20 protein-coding genes are annotated in these 23,868 nt (G+C 39.1%); 4 read left to right on the forward strand and 16 right to left on the reverse strand.

Annotated features, from left to right (window positions below; genetic code table 11):
* The first annotated feature begins 76 nt into the window (after positions 1–76).
* A complete protein-coding gene (locus C7972_RS14355; protein ID WP_375334787.1) occupies positions 77–694 on the forward strand; it encodes a class I SAM-dependent methyltransferase in 618 nt (205 codons plus the stop codon).
* Between the two features lie 245 nt (positions 695–939).
* On the forward strand, positions 940–1,764 hold the full coding sequence (locus C7972_RS14360; protein ID WP_110356867.1) for a universal stress protein: 825 nt from the start codon (positions 940–942) through the stop codon (positions 1,762–1,764).
* A 118-nt stretch (positions 1,765–1,882) separates the two neighbouring features.
* Here C7972_RS14360 and C7972_RS14365 read toward each other — a convergent pair whose 3' ends face one another.
* The 11 genes from C7972_RS14365 to C7972_RS14425 form a co-directional block, all read right to left on the reverse strand.
* The gene (locus C7972_RS14365; RefSeq protein ID WP_110356868.1) at positions 1,883–2,605 is read right to left on the reverse strand and encodes a carbon-nitrogen hydrolase family protein; all 723 of its coding nucleotides are present in this window, start codon (positions 2,603–2,605) and stop codon (positions 1,883–1,885) included.
* An 87-nt stretch (positions 2,606–2,692) separates the two neighbouring features.
* Entirely contained in the window at positions 2,693–3,463 is a 771-nt protein-coding gene (locus C7972_RS14370; protein ID WP_110356869.1) for an SDR family NAD(P)-dependent oxidoreductase, read from the reverse strand.
* Positions 3,464–4,011: 548 nt separating this feature from the next.
* Positions 4,012–4,587, reverse strand: coding sequence for a GrpB family protein (locus C7972_RS14375; protein ID WP_110356870.1), 576 nt, complete (start codon positions 4,585–4,587; stop codon positions 4,012–4,014).
* A 310-nt stretch (positions 4,588–4,897) separates the two neighbouring features.
* A complete protein-coding gene (locus C7972_RS14380; RefSeq protein WP_258364870.1) occupies positions 4,898–5,386 on the reverse strand; it encodes a GNAT family N-acetyltransferase in 489 nt (162 codons plus the stop codon).
* 869 nt (positions 5,387–6,255) lie between these two features.
* Positions 6,256–7,098: a 23S rRNA (adenine(1618)-N(6))-methyltransferase RlmF gene (gene rlmF, locus C7972_RS14395; RefSeq protein ID WP_110356872.1), complete on the reverse strand. Its 843-nt coding sequence runs from the start codon at positions 7,096–7,098 to the stop codon at positions 6,256–6,258.
* A gap of 160 nt (positions 7,099–7,258) precedes the next feature.
* On the reverse strand, positions 7,259–8,662 hold the full coding sequence (locus C7972_RS14400) for a sialate O-acetylesterase (protein ID WP_110356873.1): 1,404 nt from the start codon (positions 8,660–8,662) through the stop codon (positions 7,259–7,261).
* 519 nt (positions 8,663–9,181) lie between these two features.
* Positions 9,182–10,831 (reverse strand): SulP family inorganic anion transporter, encoded by a 1,650-nt coding sequence (locus C7972_RS14405; RefSeq protein ID WP_110356874.1) that lies wholly within the window; start codon positions 10,829–10,831, stop codon positions 9,182–9,184.
* Between the two features lie 319 nt (positions 10,832–11,150).
* Positions 11,151–11,621 carry a DUF4174 domain-containing protein gene (locus tag C7972_RS14410; protein WP_110356875.1) on the reverse strand — a complete coding sequence of 157 codons (471 nt, stop codon included), beginning with the start codon at positions 11,619–11,621 and terminating at the stop codon, positions 11,151–11,153.
* A gap of 168 nt (positions 11,622–11,789) precedes the next feature.
* The gene (locus C7972_RS14415; RefSeq protein WP_110356876.1) at positions 11,790–12,647 is read right to left on the reverse strand and encodes a mechanosensitive ion channel family protein; all 858 of its coding nucleotides are present in this window, start codon (positions 12,645–12,647) and stop codon (positions 11,790–11,792) included.
* 266 nt (positions 12,648–12,913) lie between these two features.
* A complete protein-coding gene (locus C7972_RS14420) occupies positions 12,914–13,702 on the reverse strand; it encodes a polysaccharide deacetylase family protein (RefSeq protein WP_110356877.1) in 789 nt (262 codons plus the stop codon).
* 54 nt (positions 13,703–13,756) lie between these two features.
* On the reverse strand, positions 13,757–14,107 hold the full coding sequence (locus C7972_RS14425) for a ribose-5-phosphate isomerase (RefSeq protein WP_110356878.1): 351 nt from the start codon (positions 14,105–14,107) through the stop codon (positions 13,757–13,759).
* 158 nt (positions 14,108–14,265) lie between these two features.
* Between C7972_RS14425 and C7972_RS14430 the strand changes: the two genes are divergently transcribed.
* On the forward strand, positions 14,266–15,780 hold the full coding sequence (locus C7972_RS14430) for a Gfo/Idh/MocA family protein (protein WP_110356879.1): 1,515 nt from the start codon (positions 14,266–14,268) through the stop codon (positions 15,778–15,780).
* A gap of 345 nt (positions 15,781–16,125) precedes the next feature.
* The gene (locus C7972_RS14435) at positions 16,126–17,085 is read left to right on the forward strand and encodes a lipid A-modifier LpxR family protein (protein WP_110356880.1); all 960 of its coding nucleotides are present in this window, start codon (positions 16,126–16,128) and stop codon (positions 17,083–17,085) included.
* A gap of 166 nt (positions 17,086–17,251) precedes the next feature.
* Here the strand turns inward: C7972_RS14435 and C7972_RS14440 are convergent, their stop codons facing one another.
* The 5 genes from C7972_RS14440 to C7972_RS14465 all read right to left on the reverse strand — a co-directional run bounded on the left by C7972_RS14440 (position 17,252) and on the right by C7972_RS14465 (position 23,843).
* A complete protein-coding gene (locus C7972_RS14440) occupies positions 17,252–17,848 on the reverse strand; it encodes a hypothetical protein (protein WP_110356881.1) in 597 nt (198 codons plus the stop codon).
* Between the two features lie 160 nt (positions 17,849–18,008).
* Positions 18,009–18,374, reverse strand: a complete 366-nt coding sequence (locus C7972_RS24195) for a hypothetical protein (RefSeq protein ID WP_258364871.1) — start codon at positions 18,372–18,374, stop codon at positions 18,009–18,011.
* Positions 18,375–19,386: 1,012 nt separating this feature from the next.
* Positions 19,387–19,839: a hypothetical protein gene (locus C7972_RS14455; protein ID WP_110356884.1), complete on the reverse strand. Its 453-nt coding sequence runs from the start codon at positions 19,837–19,839 to the stop codon at positions 19,387–19,389.
* A 93-nt stretch (positions 19,840–19,932) separates the two neighbouring features.
* Entirely contained in the window at positions 19,933–22,356 is a 2,424-nt protein-coding gene (locus C7972_RS14460) for an ATP-binding protein (RefSeq protein WP_181422900.1), read from the reverse strand.
* A gap of 383 nt (positions 22,357–22,739) precedes the next feature.
* Positions 22,740–23,843 carry a hypothetical protein gene (locus tag C7972_RS14465; RefSeq protein ID WP_110356886.1) on the reverse strand — a complete coding sequence of 368 codons (1,104 nt, stop codon included), beginning with the start codon at positions 23,841–23,843 and terminating at the stop codon, positions 22,740–22,742.
* Positions 23,844–23,868: the final 25 nt, after the last annotated feature.

The following is a 23,868-nucleotide window of genomic DNA, read 5'->3' on the forward strand; positions in this document are numbered from 1 at the left end:
ACAATAATGAATGTTTGTGAAGAAGGAGGAAATTGAAAGTAAATTAAGGAAGAAGCCTTGGCCCACTAAAGCGGCTATGGAACAGGTTTATGAAAAGAACCTATGGGGTGGTAAGGAATCCGATTTCTATTCTGGAGAAGGATCCCATGATCCGGAAATTGTAAAACCTTATATAGCTGTTTTAAAATCATTCTTGAGCTCGTTTAAAGAACCCTTGACCGTTTGTGATCTAGGTTGTGGGGATTTTAATATAGGCAAGGACTTGGTAGGGCATACCAAAAGGTACATAGCTATCGATATCGTATCTGGGCTTATAGCTAGGAATAACGAAAAATTTAAGGTAGAAAACCTGGAATTCCGTTGTTTGGATATCGCCCGTGATGATTTGCCATCTGGGGATTGTGCCATACTGAGACAAGTGCTTCAACATTTATCCAATGCTGAAGTACAAAGTGTAGTGGGTAAATTGTATAATTTTAAATATGTTGTTTTAACGGAACATTTACCTGAAGGTGATTTTGTACCCAATAAGGATATTATTTCCGGACAGGGAATTAGATTAAAAAAACAAAGCGGTCTAAACCTAGCGGCCCCACCATTTAATTTAAGGGTGAAGGAAGAAAAACAATTGGTATCCCACAGGATTCCTAGAGGTAAAGGGGTCATTGTTACTACACTTTATAGAACTTCTTAGGATTTATGTGTAGGCGTGTTTGTGGTTGTATTTTATCACCGAAAAGGAAAAAAATCTATAGATTTTAAAAGGCTTGGGAAGATGATGGTAAATGTTCATTTATTGGATTGTAACATTTCATATTACGTTGCTATGGGTTGAAGAATATCAAGGTCTGGGGTAGATTATTGGTAGGGATGACCAATATCATATTATTTGAGCCCATAGTTGGATAATTTTAAGGTACAAATTTTAAATAACGTTCTATGAGAATTTTAATTCCAACCGATTTTTCCGAATTATCCAATGTCGCAATTAAGTATGCCATTGATTTAGGTAAAGATATAGAGGTAAAGTTACACTTACTTCACGTTATAGATACATCTGCACCATCAAGGGCCAGAGTGGGTTCCCATAAACTTCAGGAGGCTATAAAATCCAGTTCAGAAAGGGACATGAAAGAACTTTTGGCATCTATCAAAAAAGATAATGACCGTAATATTGAAATAAGCTATGAGATTACCTCTGGCTCGCCTATAGGGAAATATGTTGAAATAACGGCACAGAAAAATGATGCTGATGTTGTATGTATTGGGACCAAGGGTGCCAGTGGACTTAAAAAGATTCTCTTTGGAAGTAATGCTGCCGATATCATAGAAAATAGTAGCATCCCTGTCTTAACCATTCCTGAGTTTGCCCGCTATAAGGGTATTCAAAACATTGTATATTCCAGTGATTTTTATAATCTAGACAAAGAGCTGGATATAATTATCCCATTTGCAAAATTATTGGATTCCTGGATTCAAATTCTTCATATTGACAAGGATAATGAAGGCTATGAGGGAGATCTAAAACAAAAGGAAATGAATTTAAGACAAGATTTTTCTTATCAAAAAATAAAATTGACCGAATTAAAAATCAACTCCGTGATATTGGGCATCAATAAATTTGTTACCGACGTTGACGCGGACATGGTGATTATGTTCACCCACCATACCAACTTTTTAGAAAAGGTATTTCAAAAGAGTGTTACCCAAAATACAGCATTTCAAACTAGCATACCACTTTTTACTTTTCAAAAGGATTCATAATCTTGTAGATACTTAAAAGTGTGTAGGTGAAAGAGATGGCTAAGTCAAAATTTATGGCATTTTGAGTCGTATCCTTTTTGATACTTATTTGCCCCATAGGTTTTTTTCATTTGGTACGTCATATCCGAAGGATCGATTTTGAAATTGTATCATAGATCAGTAATCCTTCACTTTGGCTGTTGAGTTGTCCAATACGATATCCGTTAGCGTCCCAAATTGACGTTTGTCCTGCACTTTGGAAATCATCACAATATCCAATAGAGTTGGCCATTAAAATAGGTGTTGAATATTTACGGGCCACCTTTGGAAAATAGGCATTCGCCTTTTCGATTCCCAGCTGTGATTTGGCCACACTTGCCAAATAAACGGTCGCTCCCATTGCATACGCATTTGCAGTATGTTGTGGCTGCAATGATTCGAAACAAATGGCAAGGGCAATTTTTGCGTCTTTCAGGGTCAAAATAGTTTGTTTATTACCTTCAATGAAATACTTCTTTTCGTCTAAATGCAATATTTGCTTGGAATAGGTTTGCCGTGGTAGGTGAGGTTGAAAAATAACCATGCTAATTAATATTCCAGCTTCTGAATGTGTGGGCAAACCAACTCCAATCGCAATTTTGTTTGTATTGCTCATTTCTTGAAATACATCCAATCTCAAGTCGTTTTGATCGGTTGCCAAAGCCTTTGCCAGTTTGGGTTCATAACCCAACAACGATAATTCAGGAAAAACAATTAAGTCGGTTTTTTCTGTCACAGCACGTGTAATCCATCTCAAATGGTTTTCGATATTGACTTTGATATTCCCTATTTCAGATTTTGTCTGTGCAACACAAATTTTCATTGTATTCGTTTTTTCAAAATGAATTGGCCAATAGGTAAGCGTTTGTAACGATTGATTGCATTTGGTTGCATACAATTTAAATTCGGACTACATATTATAAATGCCGCCATTGATGTCCAAGGTAGCACCGCTAATAAAGCCATCATATTCGGAGGCCAGGAATAGAACCGCCCGTGCAACGTCATTTGCGTTACCTGCTCGTTGAATTGGAATCCCAGCGGTTGTTGCGGCCGCTGATTCTTTGGTAGTATGTGTGTTATGAAAGGAAGTGCCAAGGATAAGACCTGGGGCAACGGCATTGACCCTAGTGCCTTGGGGACCCAATTCGGCAGAGAGAGCCCTCGTAAAGGTAAGGATAGCGCCTTTGCTGGTAGAATAAGCCAGAGATCCAGGGTGTCCCCCTTTGCGCCCTGCGAGTGAAGCCAGGTTAACGATACTGCTATTTTTATTTTTTGCTAGAAAGGGAGATGCGGCTTTAGTAACGAACATCATGGAAGTAAGGTTTATGTCCATTACCTTGTGCCAGAACCCAGCCTCCATTTCGCTCAGCATTTTACGAGAAACAAGTGAACCTGCGTTGTTGATTAATATGTCCAGCCCGCCAAACGTTTCCACTGCTTTTTGGACCAATGTATTGGCATCGGCCTCTTGGGTTAGGTCACCACCTATGGCAACAGCTTTTAGTCCTTTGCCCATGGCGTATTCCGTTAATTGCTTCGCAGTTTCTGCACTGGAAAAATAGTGGATGGCAACATTGGCTCCACTATCGATAAAGTGTTTGGTAATTGACTCGCCAATTCCTTGTGCACCAGCCGTGATAAGAATATTTTTTCCTGTTAATTTATGGTTGTTTTTCATGATATAACTTATTAAAAAGCATTGATAGTGGTCGTATAATTAATGTTTACTCTTATGGACAGCATACTCTTACAAATATAAGGAAACAAGGTAGGTATTTTTATACTGTAGACATTGTCGATACAAGAATAGTGTTATGGGAAAGCCATAGGAACCAAGTCATTGGAAGTGGGAGGGGCTTTTACAATTAATCCTGCAGTCTATACGTGCCGGGATGGACAGGAAGCAATGAGGTGGTCGGTTCCTTATACAGGTGTTATCTATTATTTAAGTTGTAATAAACCATGGATTTGCAATTTATAAAAACACCATTTAAACCTTGCGTATCAATCAAAGTCCATTAAGGTAATGGTCACTATTTAAATTATGAACATTCAAATTAATAGCCTTAAACCATTTGTGGTAATTCTGTTAATATCGTCGTTGCTTTCTATTTTTAGTTGTAACAATAATTCGGATGATGGCATAGCCGTAGAAATTATTAACACGCCAACCTGTTTTCTTGATCCACGAGCCAATATGGCACGATTGTACCCAGGGTGATGGGATTACTTTTCTCTTAACAAATTTAGCGTTTCTTTGATGAATTCCCCTTTTCCCAAGACATAGGCCCCTCTGTCATTTCGATACTTTGAAGCTAAATCCAGTTTTAATTTTTCGTATTCCTTTGCTCTTTTTTTGTCCGCAATCAGATAATCCCGAAATTCAATTTGTTGCCACATAACATTGTCCTTTGGGCACATATGTATATGAAAAATTTGCTCTTTTTCTCCATTAAGATTGTAACCTTTGCCAAAAGATGAATATTCTTCTATATTTTCCCTTGAAGGAACTTTAAAATGTGAGTATCCCAAATGGGCAAATTTTTCAATTAGATTTTCGTCGAATAATAGTTTTTTAGGTATTTCAATTAGCATGTCTATATAAGGTTTGGACTTTATTCCGGGAATTGAAGAACTCCCAAAGTGTTCCGCCCTTAAAACTATGTCCTTACCAACTTTTTCAATAATTAGTTCTTTTTCCTTTTCGTAAATAGCGATCCATTCCGGATTGTGATCTACCAGCTCAATTGGAAAAAGTCTATTCCAATCATCCTTGGTCAAATCGTAAAGTGACTTTTGCATTATTGTTTGTGTTTTACAAGTTGCGTATAAAGGTGGTTATAAAGTTAATGCGGGACAACCAATGGCTAAAGAATTAAAACTTGTTACAATTGTAAATAATGTATATACTATATTTTTACTACTCATGGAATTTGGTTTCAGTTTTGCACATTGGTCCAATACAACGGACAGCTAGGTTTTTTTACCAATTTTCAAATAAACTAGGACTCAGGCAATTGCGAGAGCCTCCTATGATCCATTATCTCATGGACAGTTGAGTGTTGGGGAAATCAGCTTTTCCGAATGTTTTTGAGATAATAGCAATTTGTGCTTATACATCTTTGGTCTTGTTTTTTTCTTTATTTTGGTAAACATTCGGATTGTATTTTTCCATATAGATCTCTGGTCTGGGCAGTTTTGTAAAACCGTATTTTTCATAGAGCCATTCCGCTGTGCTTGTCAATAAAATCCAGCGTCTTAAATCTTGTAAATGTTTGTGTTCCATGATCGTTTCCATAAGCCATTTGCCCAATCCAAGTCCGCGATATTCTTTTAATATAAATATATCACCTAGATATGCAATGGTAGAAAAGTCGGAAATAACCCTGGCATATCCAATGAATTTCGAGTCACAATATATTCCGAAATTTAAGGAATTGTCTATTGATTTTTTAACCTTATCCAATGAGATTCCATTACTCCAACCAGATTCGTTGGTCAAAAAATCATGAATCAATAAAATATCCAATTTCTTAGTGTCCGTGGAAATTAGATATTCATTTCTATATTTCTCTACAATCTCCAATTTAGTTTTGTTCATTAAATGAATGTACTAGGTCCCGTATTCCAATAATAGCCGATCATGAGTGTCATTTATATGCGGCCACCATCAACTTGGTGTTGTGAGCAACACTTTTATTTATCATTACTTCAGTTATATCTGTTTTATTGGCACCGCCCAAGGGTATAATACCCCGAGGCTTGCCCCGAGGTAGTTTACTTTGTGGCCAAGTGTTTCTTTCTGTTTTTTAATTCCAGTTTTGGTCAAGTTTCGACTTTTTCTATAATAAAGCCTATACATATCGGCCAATGTCATTCATATCAATTTGATACAAATGTGAACAATTCAATTATTTCCTTCTTCCCTCTAAGTTCTTTTTTTTTCAAGAGATCTGTGCCTATATCAGCTCCGGGAAGCATCATACCCATAAGTTTGCCAGATATGAGGCAATTAACATTATAGGTGTTGCAAAGCCCCTGAATACGTGCTGTTGAATTTAGTACATCGCCAGTAAAAATAAATATCCTTTTTTATAACGCCAATTTCTGTCTAAATGAAACCCCGCTTTGAAAACGGGACCAATACCATATTTTAAAGAATACTTATCGGTTTCATCCAGTAAGGCTTGCAAAAGTAAGAATTTTCAGGGTTGGTTGGGGCCGTATTTGATTATGGCCATAGTATCTGTTGTACAAGTTAGCCATTTGAGAAGAGTGGATTGCATTTTTACGGCACTAGAGGAGAACTTAATGCCAGGAAAAAGGCCAATTAGGAAAAATTCTTCAGCCGTTTCCAAATCGGTGAATGGGTGGGTCAGACCAATGTTTCTCGATTTTATATTGCAAAAAATACCTGGTCCAAAATAAATACTTGAGATAGTAGATCGAAATTATTTTGCAGCAACAAGTTTATCCCTTAAAGGTCCAGGCCACAAACCTGCTCTGTTTATTTCCCTGTTCCATATCCACAACCTTTACCGCTATTGGTAAGGTTTTATTAATGGCCCTTTTTATATTTTTCAAGTTTTCCTTTTGTGAGACTAGGGAGGTAAACCAATGTACCTGATCCTTGAATTGCACACTCTCCACAACCATTTTTTTAACAAAAGCTTCCTCACCCCCCTTATACCATAATTCGTTGGCCTGTCCACCAAAATTTTCCCCTTCCTCCAATTGCAGGTTGCGAACTTTTCGCTGGTTTTGTTGTTGGGCATCTGTTCGGTTCTTAAAAAATGGAGGATTGCAGACCACTACGTCAAAATTATCCCCAGGCAGAATTATGTGTTCCAAAATACTGTATTTGAACCGTTGCCGCCTTAGTACTATTTCTTGCAATACCGTATTTTTATCAATAATTTTCTGGGCATTTTTTAAGGCATCCAGATCCACCTCACTGGCCGTACACTGCCAATTAAAATGAAGCCTGGCCAAAATGGGATAGATTAGGTTGGCTCCAGTGCCTATGTCCAACAATCTAAGTGTGGTTTTAGGAATCAGATCAGCTATATGTAAGAGGTAATCTAAACGGCCAGGAATGGGGGGACAGAGGTTGTACTCAGGTATATCCCAGTGCTCAAGGCCATAATGGGCTTTTAGCAAGGCCTTGTTCAGCGCCTTTATGGCTAGTTTGTCCCCAAATTTAATAGTTTGGTTTCCATAAGCATTTACAAAGACAAACTTCCTGAGTGCTGGAGAATGAAGAATAAGGTCTTCAAAATCGTAATCTTTGGCAAAGGGGTTTTTTGGGTGCACCAGATGTGTTTTTAAAAAGTAAAGGTAGCAAAAGCTAAAGCAAAATTAGGTTTGCCGTAAACAGCGCCTAATTTCAATTCCAGGAATACCACAACAATCCAGTAACGGAGGATTGCCCCATGGCAAGCGCTTCCATTAATACAATAATTTATCTGGGTCGTTATTCCTCCCAGGTATCAGTTCTAAAGGAAGACGCGGGTAGTCCTTCGGTATTGAACAAACTTCCTGCCTCACAATTCTTAAAAGCATATCTCACGGCAACTGGTTCGGCCACTTCTTCAGCCCAGACGGTAAGGGTTTTGTCCCCATTAATTTTGGCCTTGGCGGGTTGAAAAATTTTGTCAGCACCGGCCACTTCAAAGCCCGATAATGGTTTTCCATAACCGGTGAGTCCGTTCTCATTATAATCAAAGGACAACTTTACTTTACCATCCTTTATTTCTTCAATTTCTTTGTAAACCGGACCACTAAAGGCAATTCCCTCTATACCGTAATCCTTGTTGAGGGCCCAAAGGGCCAATCGATCGCCAACCAATTTTTTCTCCCTAGGGTGTATATAATCACAGTCTCCAATATCCATAGTAACTGCCATTCCGGTATTTTCAGCTGATGTCATAGTGTGTAATTGAGCTTCCCTAACAAAGCCGGCGTTGCCGTCGGAATAGCCATATGGTGCAATTTGTACATAGTAAAAGGGAAACTTGCCTTGTTGCCACTTTTCCCTCCAGGCGTTGATCATGGTCGGGAACAGCTGGGCATATTCCTTGGCCCTGTTTCTGTTGGATTCCCCTTGGTACCAAATAGCTCCTTTAATATTGTATCCAATCAAGGGATTGATCATGGCATTGAACAAAAGGGTAGGGGTATACTGTGGTGCTCCGTCCGGAAGCTTTTTGGGCAACTCTATGGTCTTGAATTCGGAAAGCGCCTCCTTGTCTATCCAGGTTTCTACATTGGACCCGCCCCAAGAGGTATGGATAAGTCCAATGGGTACATTTAGAAGGCCGTACAGTTTTTTTCCAAAAAAGTAAGCGGTAGCACTAAAGTCCCTTACGGTTGTTGGTCTGGCCTCGGCCCATTGTCCTTCAACATTGTCAAGTGGATCTATGCTGGCGGCCCTTTTTACGGTAAACAGGCGTATCTGACTGTTGGTGGAGTTTAAGATGGCCTCGCCACTACCATTTATGGGTTGGTTGTTAAATCCTTTTACGGGCATTGCCATGTTGGATTGTCCTGAACACAACCAAACTTCCCCAATCATAACATTGTTAAGGGTTACATCATTACTGCCTTTTATGTTAAGGGTATAGGGTCCGCCATATGATGGTGTTGGAATATTAAGTTTCCAGTGTCCAGCCGTATTGGTAACGGTGGTGGATTCTTTTCCCCAACTTCCCATTACTTTGATTTTAGTGTTTGGTTTGTCGGTTCCCCAAATGGAGACCTTGTTGTTTTGCTGTAAGACCATATGGTCTCCAAATATGGCAGGTAACTGTAATTGTGCAAAGGAGAGTGTTGAACTACATAAAATAAAAGCTAGTAGAAAAATTTTAATTGGTTTCATGGCTGTGTATGAGGTTGTTATTTAAAAAAAAATATATAAGCATGGAGATCCCGAGCATAGCTGTAATTTTTCTCCCATTTCTATATGATTGTTAAAAGTAATAAAAATAAAATCATGGGACCCGTTGGATCGCTTTACAACACAGTGTGCTTTCTTAAAGGGGGTAGGTCTTGCACGGAAGTTTATTGGCACCGCCAAAGGATATAATACCCCGAGGTAGTTTACTTTTTTGACAATGCCAATTAACGAATTTTAATACAATGACCGCTCCACTTTGTTTTAATGGGAAGTATCGTTCGTAAGTAACCAAATATGACGTTGCCTCCGGTATCGGTACGTTGTGGGAAGGGCATTATAGCGTAGGTTAGGGTCTTCTTGCCTTTCATCTTACCATATTAAGTGCTTGGTTAAAGTCTTCCTTGGTCCAGGTTCCGATATCTGCTTCCGTGCCATAAAATCCAATCTGGATGCTAATTTTGGGATTGGTGGGTTATGTCAGGCTGACAAGTTTGTCCGGCCTTACTTAAATGATTTGGCTTTCTCCAAAGCCTCATTGATGTGTTTTAGGATATACTCTTCGTTCAACACCGAGAACATTTCATTCTTCTCAAAATCCATTTTGGTTTCTTCATTAATTCCCGAAAGGATTACTTTAATTCCCTTGGCCTTAAACGATTTTATAATCTCTTTTAAACTTTGGTATCCAGTAGCATCGATCAATGGTACATAGCGCATTCTTATAATAATGACCTTAGGTTGTAAATGGGTATTGGATATGGTTTCCTGAAATTGTCTGGCTGCACCAAAGAACAAGGGGCCATTAATTTCATATAGCAGCACATTCTTGGGGAGTTCCAGTATTTCATCGTCAAACAGATGTTCACCGTTAATATTTTCCGAAGTGATTTTTTCTACAAGGACCGCTTCGCTCATTCTTTTCATAAACATAAAACTGGAGAGTACTATTCCAATTTCAATTGCAATAACAAGATCGAAAATGACCGTTAGGAAAAAAGTGCACAGCAGAATGATGATATCCATTCTGTTACCCTTTAAAATGGATTTAAATTGTCGCCATTCGCTCATGTGGTAGGCCACAACCATTAAAATTCCAGCAAGACAGGAAAGGGGTATCAACTTGGCATAAGGAGCAAACAGAAGCATTATGGATAATAGAACGAAAGCGTGCACTATACCCGCAATAGGTGTTCTACCGCCATTCTTTACATTGGTGGCTGTCCTTGCTATGGCACCTGTGGCAGGAATACCACCAAATAGGGCAGAGAATATATTGGCAGCACCCTGTGCAAGCAATTCCATATTGGAACGATGTTTACCGCCTATCATGGAGTCGGAAACCACGGCGGAAAGCAAGGATTCTATACTGCCCAACAGGGCAATGGCAAAAGCTGGTTGTATCAACGATTTCACCGTGGCATAATCCACGTTGGGAAGGCTGGGCAAGCTCAAATTATTAGGGATTTCCCCAAAATTGCTTTCAATGGTATCTACGGGAATCCCAAAAACCTGTACTACAATAGTAGACAGGAGGATAGCAACTATGGAACCAGGTATTTTCTTTATCAACTTCTGAAAATATAGGGTAATGATGACCGTCCCGGCAGCGATTGCAATGGCATATCCATTTATCTTGTCGATATTTTCATAATATACCACCCACTTATCCATAAAGTCGGCCGGAACCTTTGCTATGTGAAGTCCAAAAAAATCGTTGACCTGGGAGGAAAATATAATCAGGGCTATACCACTGGTAAACCCAACAATCAGGGAATAGGGAATAAATTTTAATAAGTTCCCAAGTCTGGCCAGACCGAGGCCAATGATGATAAATCCGGCCATGAAAGTGGCTATGGTTAGACCATTAATACCAAACTCCTGAACAATTCCGTAGACGATTACAATAAAAGCTCCGGTTGGCCCTCCAATTTGAACCCGACTACCGCCAAAGGCCGAAATTATAACCCCGGCAACAATGGCCGTAATGATCCCCTTTTCCGGAGAAACTCCGGAGGCTATGGCAAAAGCAATTGCCAAGGGAAGGGCCACTATGCCCACGATGAGTCCAGAAAGTAGATCCTTTGTAATAGTTTCCTTGGAAATTCCCTCCTTTATAAGGGAGAACAACTTGGGAATAAACTCTTTATTCATGTTAATGTGTTATGGTCTACAACGATCAATTTGAAAGAAGAAATATCTATTGACCGTAAAAATTAGTATTAAACCATGTTAAAGATAGAATGATTTTTTATTTTAAGAAATTGGAAAGGAGTTTTTAAATTTTATTCCTTGCCAATATATTGGATTGGCAAAAAAATCACCCTTATAAAATGGATTTGACAAAAACTAGACCTTGGTATTCGCATATATGTATTTTGTGTTTTTTGGACATGACCGAATGTTATGCATATTATGGTATTAACGGGTCTTTGCCAGTTACCCTTAAAAATTAACCCCATCATTTCTAAGGTTATCTATTCTTTTTTCGGTTCAGTTCTGCCCGTCTCATGGGCATGGCGTCTATGGTTCCAAATAGTTCGGTTGCCGTAAGGACGTTTGCCTGCTCGAGTTTTGGGCTCCCGTCCAACCCTATCAAAATTATCTTGAAGTCCCTTCCTTTATTTGCAAACTTATCAAAAAGTATAGTGGAGGCAATCCAATTGTTGGGCCTGGTATTTTTTAGGTTATTCATAATTCTATACCGCTTCGGCAAAACCTGATAAATTATGATTTTTCTGTCTAGTAGATCTTTGGGCAAACTGTTGAACTGGGCAATTTGCTGTTGATAGGTTTTGATGTCCTCTTGATCTGATAGGATTAGAACTACTCGATTATTCCATTGGTGCCTTTTTAAATCTTGACCATAGGTATAATGCATTGTTAAAATGGCCGCTAAAACGTAGCAAATCCGAATTGGGTTATTAAATACTTCTACAGCCATTTTTTTCTAAATTAGATCAACATTCCTTTGATTGCCCTACCTAATAAAATTACTGTATTTATGATGTTGTTCAGCTAGTTGCTTCTAGGGGTAAAATAAATATTCATTTGGTAGGATAGTATTGCCCTAAAGCTCCCGAAGAATCCCTGGCGTGATTTTTGAACCTGGCTATTCATTTTTTGGAAATATTTCTGTGTGGCCCGATTTAAAATGCAGATCCATTTGGGGAAAGGGAATAACAATTTTATTCTCACTGAATTTCCGGTTGATGATCTTTCTGATATCACTTTTTACCTTCTCGATTCGAAATACATTTTCACTAAAGAAAAGCACCTCAAAATCCAAGGAGGAGTTTCCAAAATTCACAAACCGCCCTTCTATGGTTTTTCCATCTTCAAAGTCGGGATGTTCCAAGACACTTTCCTCCAAAATTTTTATCACCAAATCAACATCACTGCCGTACGCCACGCCCACCTCTATTTTAAAGCGGGTCTTTTTTTTCTGATGGCTCCAGTTAATTACCTTATTGGTAGTTATCAGGGAATTTGGGATGATGATGGAAATGTCGTTTCTGTTCAACCCCCTGGAAGTTCTCAAACCAATTTCCAGTATCTCTACTACATCCCCATCTATTTCCAAAATGTCATTGATTCTGATCGACTTCTCGGAAAGGAGTATGATGCCAGAAATTATGTCGTTGAAGGTTTGTTGCAAGCCCAATCCCACTCCCACCAATAGGGCTGCCGATCCAGCAATTAAAATGGTGACCTTAATGCCTACGGATTCCAGTATTAAGCCCAATGCAATTACCCACATTACATATTTAATTATCTGATAGAGGGCATAGGTATTTCCTTTATCTAGATGCAATCCCTTATAACGCCGAAATAGCGCCGTTTTTATTAACTTCAATATTACTCTGGTGACTAGGGAAATCAATAAAATTATTACCAGGGTGTAGACTTTTATTTTATAGTCCCCAATGCTGACTAGATTAAAATCCAATAACTTGCTAAGTGCGTCCATTTCTTTCTTTTTAGGGCCACCGAATGCCTAGCTATGAAGTTACAGCTTGGGCAGGGGGAGGGTAGGAGTGTTGGTGTTTTTCCGTTGAAATATAGTGAAATCCCTTGAACTATAAGTAGAAATCTAAGCTTATGAAGGAGGTGGGGGGACAATTCCACAATCTTGCCAGGAATTATTGAAGAGCGGTATTATTTATTCTTCCTACCATTATAGAAAGGATTAATGCTTATAAAACGGCTCCATTGCTAATATCTAAATATGAGTGGTTAGTTTTTTAGTGGCTTTTCCAGATCAGGAACAATACTTTTTTTGGCTTCATCCACATCAATATACTTCTGTAAATCCCTTAGGGAAACCACCTTAAAATTGTGATCCGATAAATATTGGAGATATTCCCTAAATAAATTAGGCGGTGTATCTACCCAAGGATGTTCCACATCGGGCACACCGTGCAGTGTAAGCACCACGATCTTTCCGTTTTTGGCTTCGCCCAGAGCGGTTAATATCTCATTTTTGTTATCCGCATTGGTTGCCCAACTGGGTATTAGAAAAGGATGATCTGCTAAAGGGTCATATGCCCTTCTACCACCTGCCCGTGCAAAATGGTAACCTTTTATTTCCAAAAATGAAAGTACTTTGGCATTTAGTCCGTAACCGGGATAAGCAAAGTTTTGTGGTTTGGCAATTCCCAGGGAATCGCATTTGTTTTCTATGTATTCCAACTCGGTATTAAATTCTTTTTGGGTGAGTTTGCTTACATTGGCATGGGTGTGGGTGTGATTGGCCACTTCAAAACCCATCCTGTCCAAGGCCTTAATCTGTCGCCAATTCATATAGAGGGTACTATCCTTATAGTTGGGAGGAAATTCACATACAAAAAAAGTAGCGCCAAAACCGAACTCTTTTAACATTGGGGCTACCACCCAATATTGACTGGCCGGGGCATCATCAAAGGAGAGTACTACCAGTTTATCCGGAATTTCCTTTTTTAGTACTTGGGAATGTCCATGCAAAAAAAGATTAAGAACGATAGCGATTAGGATTTTTTTTATCATAAACAATTACGACTCGGTTAAATTTAGGAAATTTTGTTCAGTATCCATACCTTCTCAATTATACCAAACAGCATATCGCTCGCGTCTCAATTCCAAGGCCAGACCTTCCTCTATTTCCAAAGCTTCCGCCCTGGTCAATACGGGATCTATATGATTATAAAGGCTTGGTCTTAGATACAGACCATATTTTTGCACAATGTTGGAAGATAGTTTATGTCCCTTTTTGTTTCTATATCCGGTCTTGTGCTGTTCAAATCGCTCTTTAGGGGTCTTGGAGGTCATACCCACATAAAGACATTCCAATACACCATTGAACTGGGGATTGGCAGCCCTAAATTTTGCATTTTCGGTAAAAACACGTTTGGATAATTCCACAACATAGACTCTGTACAGGGTTTTGGACATGGTTGATTATGACTATTTGGCCGTAAACTAAGTAAAATTCACCTTAATTTAAAGTCAAATTTTCCATGTTGTCCCTTTATTACCAATTTTTTTACGAATTTTATGGAGAATAAGCTACAAATTGAGTCTATTGTAAATTGAAATAAACAATCTTTACCATGAAAAAAGAACCAAACCAACCCTCACCGATTACTAGAAGAACCTTTATTAGTAAAACGGGAGTGGCGGCTGCCGGAATTACCATTCTCCCGAGCAACGTAATATCGGGAATGGGATATAAGGCGCCCAGCGATAAATTGAATATTGTTGGGGTTGGGGTTGGAAGCATGGGGTTTGGCAACCTAAGAAATTTGCAGAGCGAAAATATTGTTGGGTTGTGTGATGTGGATTGGAAATATGCAAAGAATTGTTTTGACCACTTTCCAAAGGCTAAGAAATACAAGGATTTTAGGGTGATGTATGACGAGATGGGCAACGATTTTGATGCTGTCTTGGTAGCTACCGCCGATCATACCCACGCTATTGTGGCGGCAGACGCCATGGTACGGGGAAAACATGTTTATGTACAAAAGCCACTTACACACTCCGTATATGAATCCAGACTATTGACCAAATTGGCCAAAAAACATAATGTGGTCACCCAAATGGGGAATCAAGGGGCTTCAGGAGAGGGAGTGGCACAAACCTGCGAATTAATTTGGAGCGGGGCCATCGGGGATATAACCAAAGTGGAATCTTTTACGGATAGGCCCATATGGCCGCAAGGGGTAAATCCCCCAACCCAAGGACAATGGGTCCCTGACACATTGGATTGGGATCTGTTTACGGGACCAGCAGAGTTGATACCCTATAATCAGGTGTACCACCCATGGAACTGGAGGGGATGGTGGAATTACGGTACCGGGGCTCTTGGAGATATGGCCTGCCATATTCTACATCCTGTATTTGAGGCTCTAAAATTAGGCTATCCTACCAAGGTTCAGGGAAGTTCGTCCCTACTCTTAAAAGACAGTGCCCCAACCGCACAGTCTGTTCAAATGACCTTTCCCGAAAGGGGCAGAAAGGGCAGGATTAAACTGCCAGAAGTAGAGGTAAACTGGTACGACGGGGGTATTAAACCCGATCTGCCGGCTAATTGGCCAAGCGGTAAAAACCCCAACAAGTCGGGTGGAGGTACTTTCTTTTATGGTACCAAAGGTATTATACATGCAGGCTGTTATGGAGTGGAACCTGAAATATTGGGTAGGGAAATGCCCAAAGTGGCCGAGACAGAGCGTAGGGTTGAGAAGGAAATTGGACTTGCTTGGAACAGGGGTGCCCATGAAATGGACTGGGTCAGGGCCTGTAAGGAAAGTCCAGGGAATCGCCAACCCTGTACTTCCGATTTTTCGGAAGCCGGTCCCTTTAACGAAATGGTCGTGATGGGAGTGCTTGCGGTTAGGTTACAATCTTTGAATAAAATATTGAACTGGGATGGAGAGAATATGAGATTTACGAATATAGGACAGGACGAGACCATTAAGACCGTAATCCGCGACAATTTTGTAATGAAGGATGGACGTCCAAAATTTGAAAAGGAATGGACAGAGCCCTATTCTGCCAGTGAGTTTGCTGCTGAATTGATAAAACATACCTATAGGGAAGGTTGGAAGTTACCGGACATGCCGGTCTAAAAAATTTATGACCCAACAATTATAACAATGGGAAGGAGTAGGGGCTTCTTCCCTTTTTTATGGGAAGTCTTAGGCCGTTGGCGGTAAAGCGTGAACAATGACCAGTAAATTGAAATATTTTGTGAGTAGCCGGGAGTTCATGGTATAGGGCCAAGGGTATAGAGTAAAATGACATGACAATTTATAGTACGGTTTTAGGTTCTGGTAGCAAAGCAGTCCATATTACTGTCTAATGAAGCTACCTCCTGAAAATGGAAATGTACTTACTTTTCCGATTATTAATTTGTACTTTCTCCCCACCAATACATCTCCAGTAAATTGAAGCTAGCTATTAAACCACTCAAAATGGGGCCTAATTTTTCCAAAGGCTTATTTAACTCCCTTTCATTAATAATGTGTTTGGTTGGCGGGACCTTTTATTCCGTGGCACAACAGGAGATGAATGGTCCGGAAAAGGGAACCATTCGTAACCAAATTGGATTGCGGCACGACAATGATTTTATATTGCTCACTGACCGGTATTATACTGCCGGATTATTTTTAACCTATAGGCACCGTTTGGAAAAGGGATTTTTTAATGCCCAAAACGAACAGTTCACTTTTTCCATTGGTCAGGAAATAATAACTCCGTCCTATCTTATTACCAAGGACGTCAAAGAATTGGACCGAGCCTATGTTGGGTTTACGGCACTTAGGTCTGGATGGTCCTATGTGGGACGAAATAATTTAATAGAGGCAAATTTTCTCCTTGGCTTAGCAGGCAAGGCTTCAGGTGCGGGGAGTTTGCAAAGGTGGTACCATCATTCGGTCATGAAGACCGAAACCCCTACCTGGGTGGGGGAAATGGAGAATAGCGTTCATTACAACCTGTATGTCAGACACCTCTATGAATGGCGGTTGGCTCCCAACCCATTTAGTATTCACCTTGCAGCACAGGCCCAACTTGCCTTTGGGACCAGGGATATCTATGTATATCCCGAGTTGGTGGCCTATTTTGGAAGGAGAAACCCTTTGTCTTCCAGTGTGGCACACAACCAAATTGGATCTACTGATAATGAAATTTTCTTTGCCTTGCGTGGTGGATACCGGTTGGTAGGTCACAATGGGCTATTGGAAGGCAATGCTCTGGGCGACGATTCCGTTTTATTGATCGCCTCAAATAATACCGTAGTCTATGCGGGCTTCGATTTTCAATTTCGTTTCGGACGAAATGAGTATTGGGTAGGTATGCGATATAATTCACCGGAATTTGCGCAGGCCAGACCCCATAAGTATGTTATTCTTTCATATACTAGAGGGTTTTGATGCGTTGCCCAGTGTTCAGTGGCCCATACTCCTGAGCCACGGGCCAGAGATTAAAGTCACGACAAAAAAGTCTAATACCCAAGTTTTCATAATGCAGCTTTTCATTTTTTGATCCTTTTACCGCAATGGTACCAGCAGGGCAAATATCTGGCTAGATTGGTGTTTTTCAGTGGTTATGGTCTTGTTGCACATTATTTTTGTTTTTATACAGTTCAATTGCTTTTAAGTACTTCAACCCTCCCGTCTCTGTTTGGTCGTGAAGGAATCCGTTCAATTCAGGATGATTTTCGTCAATCCAGCTTACAATATTATCTCTGTTTTTAACAAATGTTGAATCATTAAATACAATGTATTCTGTTGTTTCAATACTGATAATTTTATCATTGTCAAATCGGATAACTTGATTGGTGACAATGGGTACTAGGTGAAGAAATGAAATCCTTTTGTCGATTTTTGAAATCTTTGCTTTCACAATTGTATCTTTCTGCTCCATTTGGAGGATTTCGTATGTTGGGCTAAACACAGCATCCCATTTCAACCATTCCATGAATTCTTCAACAGAAAATGTCTGTTCATAGTTATATTCGGTTTCTTTAGTAACAAGGCTATCGGTTAACAAAAGTGCCATTTTCAAATTATCAGAACTATTCAGTGCTTTATAATAGTTTTTAGCAATTTCAAGTCTGTTGATCTCCCTTTCAGAAGTTTTACAGGAAATGAATCCGATTATTAATAGTAATGATAGAATTACGGTTCTGTTCATTCGTAGTTGGTTTTACCTAATGTGCTACAGTGTTCCCCGCTATGATTTGTAGCGACCTAGGATATTGTTTGATTTCCAGCTATGGTAAATCCAGCTGTTGACAATTTATAAGTTCGAAGTTAGTTAAAAGGCAACTATAAAATATAGCCCTTATCCTTAGTTACTTTTTTCCGAATCTTTTAAATCCGTAATAAATGAGTCCACAGCATATAAATAACCCAGATATGGCCGGTATCATTATAGATTTCCCTGGCTCACCTGCATTTTGAACACTCCAAACCATTTTCCCTGTAGCCATTACCACCACCACTCCAATTCCCATAATTAAGCTCCGTTTCCAAAAGGCCAAGCCCAATGCTATAAATGAAAACGGAATTGTTAGGGCCAACAAGGTCTTATCTAAGTTCCATTCACCGTAGAGATAGTCCTTTTCATATGCTAAAAATTGTACCACATTTTCATTTACCACTTCAGGTTTGGGAAACCAAAACATACTGGTAAATAAGGCGAATATAGAAATTAACATTCCCGAGAAACTTTTTTTGAAAGCGAAATAGCAAAATGGCAGCAAAAACAATGGCCTTAAATACCAACTCCACTGGTTATGATGTCGTTCAAAAACCCAATTAAAGAATGGTTTATTGGTCATTGAGAATACAATGAAAGCAATTGTTAGACCTAAAAATATGGCCGCAATTGTTTTATCCGTTATTGAATTTTTCATCTATTTTTATTGAATGCAGAAATAAGTACATATATGTTCAATGCTATATTCCCATTTATAAACCACCTAAAAAAGATGGGTCCAACGGCGTAATTGTACATTATTGGATCCTTTAAATCTGATTTACTAATATAGTATTTTTAGAAGTAAAATGGTGGAATACCTGGGTTGCAATTGCATTGTACAGGGGATGGATGGAGGTTGAAAGTTGCCAAGGCAGTCTGTTCGAACGTTAGAGAAAAACCATGGGTTTTGGAAAACCCCAAAAATTGGAATACCATGAGGTAAATCGCCCAGGTTGCAACGGCCAAGTATGTGTGATTTCCAATCGTCCCGAAAAAGGGCTCTGTCTAAGTGACCAACTTTGTTGGTTTGGGCACACCTTCCGGCAGACAGGTGAAGACGAAATGGAAGGTTCATTGCCGGGCGATTTTGTGCAGCTGTTCTATCGTTTGTTCAATTTAAATAGGGATAGCTTTTTTTATTGAGAACTGGTAAGCTTTTATTATTGTTCCTTCCAAAATAATTTTATTTCGATTCACTCATAATACCACTGAGCCGTATCCTAGGGTTGAAATAAATTTTTACCTTCCCTGGCGAGAGCATCACTCCTTTGACGCCCTATTCCGGAACCTTATTATCTTGGAAAATCACCTAATGTTTATGCCAGGGAACGCATTAAAAATGCAGATGTTTTTTCAATATGATAAAACAATAGTTCTTAAAATAAAGGGAAAATCCATTGGTCCTGGCGGGAGATAACTGCGGCATTAGCGATATCCACGCGTAAGTAGTAGGGATTGGTCCAATTCATTTAGGATAGACCATCAATCAATTCCATTTGAGCATCAAAGACCTCGACCATAACAAGGTCCCCATATTTTAATCCCTCAATCTTTGGAAGCAGAAGCTCCAGTATAGTCGGGTTTTGAAAATGTTCTGCTTTGGTGGTAGGATCTGGCATATAAATCAACCCCTTATAGGTAGTTTCATTAAATTGAAGGGATGCATCAAAAAAGTAAAAATTCTCAGGAGGGATATAGTCGGACCAGTTTACATTCTCAAGAAAATATTTTGGTTTTTTTATTTTAAAGGTATACGGAGCAATGTCTAAATTGATAGTCCCTGGAAAGTATTGATTTAGGTTCAGGCTTTTTTGTAAGAAATATTTGTATTGGGCTTTTAAGGTTCCCTCAGGATAGCGGGGGTCTTTGGCCTTCCCAGAGGCAACTCCATGACCTTGGCATACTATGGCATTCACTTTCATTCTTCTATATTTTTGGCCATTTTTTGGAAAGATTATAATGTTTCTTTACTTCTAGTTTTCAATTTTAAAGTAAAAACCCACTATATTTCAATATCATTTTTTAAAATATTTTTGGAGCAATGTAAGCAGTTCGGCCCTGTTGATCGGTTTTGTTAAATAATCATTACAACCAGCAACCAAAGCTTTATCCTTATCCCCGGAAAGTGCAAATGCACTCTGGGCGATAATGATAACATCCTTATTGATTTTCCTAATTTCCTGGGTAGCAATATATCCATTCATTACGGGCATTTGGATGTCCATCAAAATTAAGTCGGTATCCGGGTTTTCTTGAAACATTTCCACAGCTTCCAGTCCGTTCTGTGCTTTAATAACTTTTTTACTGTACTTATCCATTTCCTTGGAAATCAGCATTGCGGATATTTTGTCATCCTCGGCTATCAAAGTTTTAATTTTATTTATTTCAAATTCTTCATCAACTGGTGCAATGGTTTTTTCCTTTACCTCCAACTCTTCAGTACCAGGTTGATAGGGAATGGCAAAATAAAATGTGCTACCAATTCCCTCTTTGCTTTCCAGCCATATTTTTCCTCCAAGCATGTCTAAAAAAGCCTTTGAAATGGACAGACCCAATCCAGCTCCCTGCTTGGCCATAACGTTCTGAACATCTGCTTGTATAAAGCGTTCAAAAATCACATCCTGCCGATCTTCCGCAATTCCAATTCCCGTGTCCTTTACAAAGAACTCCAAAAATTCCTCCTTTTGAGAATACCCTATTGTAATTTCTCCCTGCTGCGTATATTTTATAGCATTTTTGACCAGATTCGTAAGAATGGCAAATAGTTTTTCTCCATCGGTTCTAATGACTATATTTTTTTTGGAGAATTGTTTATCTATATAAAGACCTATGTTTTTGTTTTCTGCTTCAGGTTTTAGTAGGTTACAAACAAAATCCACCTGATTGTAAATGTCGGTATCGGTATAAGAAATATTCCTTTCACCGGATTCTATTTTGGAAATACTAATAATGTCATTAATTATATTGAGCATACGATCACCTGCCCTTTCTATAATTTTAATGTAATTGTTTTGTTCATCCCCCGAAAGGCCTGGATCTTTTAACAATCTGGAAAAACCAAGAATACCATTCATAGGTGTTCTTATTTCGTGGCTCATATTGGCGAGGAATGCAGACTTTAAACGGTCACTTTCCTCCGCCCTTTCCTTTGTTTTAAGTAGTTCCTGATTGGCTTGATAAAGCTTTTGATTCTTAGCTTCAATTTCTCTAGACTTCAGCTTTAACGATATTTGAACCTTTTTTCTTTCTGTTCTATCGGAAACTGAACCTGCAATACGGATTGGTTTTCCGTGTTCATTTAAAACGGATGCCCCTCTGGTAAAAATCCACGCATAGTCACCAGTCTTTTTTCTTATTCGAAATTCCAACTGATAAGAAACGTTGTTTTCTAAATGATTTTTTAGAACCTTCATAACACGTTTGGAATCATTGGGGTGTATCCAATCTTTCCAATTGGAGAATCGGGCTTCCACTTCCCTGGGCTGATAGCCCAATATCTCGTACAACCTATCGGAAACCCATAACTTATCGCTTTCGAGCACCTTCCAATCCCATATACCGGCATTCGATGCCTTCACGGCCAAAGCAAACCGCTCTTCACTATCTTTTAGCAAGCGGATAGATTCCGTTTCTTTGGTAATGTCATGTGAATTATAAAAAACATATTTTTTTCCATTCTCAGAATTGATTATGGGGGTCAAGGTTACTTCTGCATGGTAGGGGAAATTTTCGATGGAGACTGACTCAACAAATTTTATTTGTTGATTGGAATCTATTACCTTTTTATAATTATTTATGGTGTTTTTAACCACGTCGGGTTCAAGATAAATGTAATCCTTGCAAACCACTTCCAGCGTTTTCCCGATCAGGTCTTCTTTGGTGACATGTATCCCGAATTGTTTGCCTTTGTCCAGATAGGAGTTATTTACAGCAACTACTTTAAAACTATGATTACCTTGATACTCTACCAACAATTGAAGATCTCGGGTATTGTTAAAGATAACGGACAAGAGGCTTTGACTGTCCAAAAATTTAATTTCGGTCTTCTTTTGCTCGGTTATATCACTAATTAAAATGGAGAATTTACCTTTTACCTGCGAGAATCCATATATATCATAAAATTTATTGGTGTTGTGGTTGTATTCTGTAAAATGTATGGGTACTTGATTTGACGCCAAGAGCGCAAACCTTTCTATCCATATCAATTCAATATCAGGAAAAATTTCTTTAATGGTCCGCCCTATAGTAGTTGTTATTTCTAGTCCGGTTTGTTCTTGGAAACCTTTGTTGATCCTTAAAAATCGGTAATCAATAGGTGTAAGGTCTTGGTCATAAACCATTTCACATAACGCATAGCCAATGGTAATACCATCGAACATTTTAAGGATTTGTTCCTCCTTATAATCGTCTTCGTTGATTAGTTTTTTGTTGGTATTCATAAATAGGCTATTTCTTTGCAAGAACATATGGAACCCACACGAACTATTTCAATATTACAACGACGTTAATGGATAAGTTTGATTCTTTGGCTTATATGCTTACGAACAGACGCGTAAAAAGGTTGGATTTGACTCAATAATTTCCTCAAATGTAGGAAATTTTAACAACCTTATGAAAAAATGTTAATTATTTGTTAATAATAAATGTATCCTCCATTCCTGATTGTTCGTCATAAAAGTTTGAAAGTTATTCCTGTGGGAGCCTTGAATGCCATGGATTGGAGGCTATATTTTAAAAGTTTACCAATTAAATATAAGTATTTTACTGCTGTTTAAGTAGCTTCCTCTATGAGTTGCTTTCGGTATCGGTGGGGCTGGACAATTTATTTTAAAGGAATTTCCCGATATTCGTTGTACACTTTTTTCATCACTTCTGTTTTACCTTCATCCTCTGCTATGGCATGGGTGGTAAACATCATAACGCCGGTCGACTTCCCAGCTAGTCCACCACGTAGTGCCGTTTCAAAGGCTTTATTGGTAACTATGCCAGGTTCATTGTAGGCTTGGACTATGGGCCATATTTTGGGGAAACCATCCTCCCTGGAATCTATTTTTTTGCTAAACCATTCAATATTTTCGCGTACCCAATTGGGTTTTCTTCCCATTCTTTGGTGGTAGACCATTGGTGAAAAAACATCAATGGTTTTCTTCAATAGATCGTAATCCAAACCAAGGATACGTTGCCTAGCGCCATTAAATTCTTCGTCCTTCCAAGGACAATGATAAAGTCCCAGAAGGGCATTGGGTTTAATTTCGGCCATAATGTCCTTAATGTTGGCAGTCCAGTCATAAATAATTTGGCAACGCCATTTTCGCCATTCCGAATCATGGTTGTCAAGAATATATTTCGCTATTTCGGGAGTGGAAATATCCGGCAAATGCACATTGCTATCCTTTGAAAAACTGCTAAGACAATGTCTGCAAAAACATGTTTCAGGCAAAACGGGTTCCGGGTCTTCAAATTGGGCGTGCCAGTGGACATAGTCCATCCACACCCCATCCAGATCATACTCTAAAAGTAAGTCGCGCAGCTGATCGAAACGGTATTTTCTAAATCCGGGTTCGGTAGGGCAGGCACCCATGAACCAAGTAGCGGCCTCTACTCTTTCTCCCTTTTCATTTAGGGCCCAGGCCTCTGGATGGGTATCCACATAACCTTTGCCGTTTAAAGTGGCAAATTCGGCATATACCTTGGCCCCTTCGGCCCTTGCGCGGATGATCATGTCCTCGTTAACGGACCCGCTGTGGACAAATATGGCATTAACCCCAAGGTCGTCCAATTTATACCCTTTGTCCCATAGGGGGTTTGGATTCCCATAAACACCCCTGATCTCTATGGTTTTAGTGAAAGATGGCCCACAGGATACCAATCCGAGCGTGGAAATAAGGAATAGTGTTATACATCGGAGTTTGAGGTTAGTGGCCATATCCTTGAATTTAGAGAATTAATTT

This window comes from Arenibacter sp. ARW7G5Y1 (assembly GCF_003201775.1).
Taxonomy (GTDB): Bacteria; Bacteroidota; Bacteroidia; order Flavobacteriales; family Flavobacteriaceae; genus Arenibacter.